At 32.3% G+C, this 2263-nt stretch carries 2 protein-coding genes; both read right to left on the bottom strand.

From position 1 onward, the window contains the following. Positions 1-642: 642 nt before the first annotated feature. A complete protein-coding gene (locus EZH24_RS10540) occupies positions 643-1545 on the bottom strand; it encodes an SAM hydrolase/SAM-dependent halogenase family protein (RefSeq protein WP_137999083.1) in 903 nt (300 codons plus the stop codon). A 193-nt stretch (positions 1546-1738) separates the two neighbouring features. Continuing rightward, the coding region (locus EZH24_RS10535; protein ID WP_170310859.1) for a class II fructose-bisphosphate aldolase at positions 1739-2263 on the bottom strand (525 nt) is incomplete at its 5' end.

The following is a 2263-nucleotide window of genomic DNA, read 5'->3' as shown; positions in this document are numbered from 1 at the left end:
AACACTATTGACAATTTTATTTTTTAGTTTTCATTATTAATATTTTTATAATTTATATTTCTATTATTTGTATATAGAGGGGATTGTCTAATCATTTCCATTGCATTTACTCTTAATAAATGAAAAAATATATAATCGTTTTGTAATTCTTTAGGAGTTTCAATTAGTATATAAATTCTATCATGTGTTCCATCAAGTTCATATATGAATTCATAAATATAATAACCGCTATTTGTTGTATATAAATTATGTTCTATATATCGTATAACGGGGTCTAGTTGGATTTTAATGAAAGAGGTATGAGGGTTATAGCTGCGGTAATTGGTAGGAAAGTATGCGGAAATTGTGCAGCCACTTTATATAGCAATTTAAATAATAATTGAATTTGTAAAAATTGACTTATTTTATTTTTTTATATTACTATATATGTTTTTTGAAATGGAAATATAATTGGTTTAAGCATGCTTTTAGCGTGAGTGTGCTATTAAAGATATCAATAAGTTTTAAGGAGGAAACTATGACAATATTTATTCATATAGTTAATATTATAATTTCTATAAGCTTTAACTTCTGTATAGATTTTGGCATAAAAATTCTTTCAATTTCAAATTTACCATTAGATATCTGGCATGCTTAAATTAATTATTTCTTCACAACTTCAATACTCCATTCAGCGCCGCTGTAAACTCCATACCTCTCTGAAAAATTTCCCATATTTACGGCTAACGAAAAATTAAGCTCCGAATTGAAATAAGCCAAATTGTCGTTTTCGGGAACATCGCCGAATGTGTTTACAAGTTTTACATTTCCCGTCCACACGAGCGAATTATTATTATCAATTCTCACATTCAAAATATCGCCGACTTGAACTCCGTTATCGAGCATTAATTTTCTCGGTAAAGAACTCCAAACATTTCCGTATTGAATATCCAAAATTGGAATATTTGCGAAAAATTTTCCGTCCTCGAATCTCGCTTTTTCGTAATCTATTTTCGTTATATTCGTTCCCAAAGATTTTCCCACTTTTTCAAAAGTAATTTGTTTTGAAGCCAATCTTGCGCCCGTATAAACATAAACATCTCGCCCATGAAAAGTGTATGATTCTTCGGAATTCTCTCTTCTGTTAACCGCTTCGTCTATTTCTCGCACTTCTTCTATTCCCAAACTTTCCGCGACAAAAGTCAAAGCGCCGTTATCGGGAGTCACAAAATAATAATTATTTTTAGTTTTCATAACGACAGATTTTCTTTCCGTTCCTACTCCAGGGTCAACGACATTAATAAATACAGTTCCAGAGGGCCAATATCTCGCCGTTTGTTCCAATCTCAAAGCCGCCTCCCAAATATTATAAGCGGGAATTTCATGCGTCAAATCGTAAACTTTCAAATCTTTATTCACGCTCAAAGCCACGCCATACATACTTGCGACAGCGTTATCCTTTCTACCAAAATCCGTTTGTATTGCCAAAGGAGATTTATTTGTTTCATTTGAACATGAAATTAAAATAGTCCAAATTATTAAATTAAAAATTATTATTCTTTTCATTGTTATAATCCTTTTATATTTTTTATATATTTAAATTTTTGTTTAAAAAAATAAATAGGGCATAAGATTAACTTACGCCCTCGTTTTTCTCTTATTTTGTTTTGCCATTTAAAGCGTCTTTCTGTCTCTTTATTCTTCTTGCCGCTCTTTTTCTTTTTACCGCTTTTCTATGTTGTTTTCCCATAATCTCTCCTTATATTCTGTTATTGCTGCCTAAAACATTATTTATTTTATGCATATAAAGTTTTTTCATTTCGTCTCTTGCAGGTCCCAAATATTTTCGCGGGTCGAATTCTTTAGGGTCGTCATGAAATACTTTTCTTATAGCAGCCGTCATTGCGAGTCTCGAATCGCTGTCTATATTGATTTTACAAACCGCGCTTTTTGTCGCTTCTCTTAACTGCTCTTCAGGAATTCCAATCGCATCGTCCAATTTTCCGCCGTTTTCGTTAATCATTTTAACATATTCTTGAGGAACGCTCGAAGAACCATGCAAAACAATCGGAAATCCCGGAATTTTTTTCTCTATTTCTTTAAGAATATCCAATCTTATTTTTGGATTTTGCCCTGGTTTGAATTTATAAGCTCCATGGCTCGTTCCAATAGATATTGCAAGAGAATCGACTCCAGTTTTTTTAACGAAATCTTCCACTTCTTCTGGGCGAGTATAAGTATGTTGTTCGGCTACAACATCGTCTTCTACTCCCGCCAAAACTCC

It is taken from the genome of Brachyspira catarrhinii, from assembly GCF_005518285.1.
Taxonomy (GTDB): domain Bacteria; phylum Spirochaetota; class Brachyspiria; order Brachyspirales; family Brachyspiraceae; genus Brachyspira; species Brachyspira catarrhinii.
Note: the sequence above shows the minus strand (reverse complement) of the source record. Positions and strands in the feature narration are given on the sequence as shown.

What these genes read in the sequence shown, in the direction of transcription:
- EZH24_RS10540 (WP_137999083.1), bottom strand. Translation starts at nt 1,545, where the DNA reads ATGAAAAGAATAATAATTTTTAATTTAATAATTTGGACTATTTTAATT.